General features: G+C 53.4%; 1 protein-coding gene. It reads left to right on the top strand.

Annotated elements, in window-relative coordinates; all coding sequences use genetic code 11:
- Positions 1-251 precede the first annotated feature (251 nt).
- Positions 252-922 (top strand): Hint domain-containing protein (locus B7G66_RS12920; RefSeq protein ID WP_048859260.1); only part of this gene is annotated, 671 nt, incomplete at its 3' end.

Here is a 922-nt window from a genome sequence, read left to right as displayed (position 1 = left end):
GTGCAGGGAGCGTGCTCCCTGCCGGGTCCGGGCAGCGCCCGGATACTGCGCCTGTGCACGGATTCCGAAACCGGTATCAGATATGATTTGCAACAATAGATTTCATAATGTAACGGTCAAAGTCAAAGAGACCCACCTGGACATTTATTCAGCCGCAGATCCTAAAGATGCATAAAGAATGCTGGATATAATTCCTTTCAGCCGTCGCGGAATTATTTTTCCATCCGCCTGATACCGGAGAATTCGCAGAAATGGCGAACACGTATACTGATTACAAGAACACAAAATATACAACGACGATTGATAAGAACGGCAACGAAACCAGTAGCCAGGCTTTCCTTATCGACACGAACGACAATTCGGACACGTCCACAACCGCATCGTCCCCCCTGCCACAGAACAGCGACGGCAGCACGACACTCCAGGTTCAGACACTTAATGAATATAACAGCGAAAATACACAGGAGTCGGACGGTTCAAGCGAAACCGCCTATGATCCGGGTTTCGGGACCGGCACCCAGACGCTGGAACTGAACAGTATTTATGACAACGGCGTAAATACCGGCTTTGTCGATGCCACACTCCAAAGCCCGGAAGGCGGCACTGTGACAACGGTCTTGCAGCAGACGCCCTATTCCACCAGCGACGGCACGATCCTGTACGCCCCGCCACAGACAACAAACAACATGGATAACGGCAAGATCGTAGATACTGACCAGTCCGGCGGTTATTATACCTATCTGACGAATACGACCTATACGACGTCCAATGATGTTCCCTCCACCATTACCGCGACCAGCAACGGCAACAGCTTCACGCCCGCCACATCGGTGCCCAGCACGCCGTGCTTTACCGAAGGCACGCTGCTGCTGACCCCCCGTGGCGAAGTCGCGGTGGAGGATCTGCGCGCGGGGGATGAGGT

Source organism: Novacetimonas hansenii JCM 7643 (assembly GCF_000964405.1).
Taxonomy (GTDB): Bacteria; Pseudomonadota; Alphaproteobacteria; order Acetobacterales; family Acetobacteraceae; genus Novacetimonas; species Novacetimonas hansenii.
This window is presented reverse-complemented; position numbering and strand designations above follow the sequence as displayed.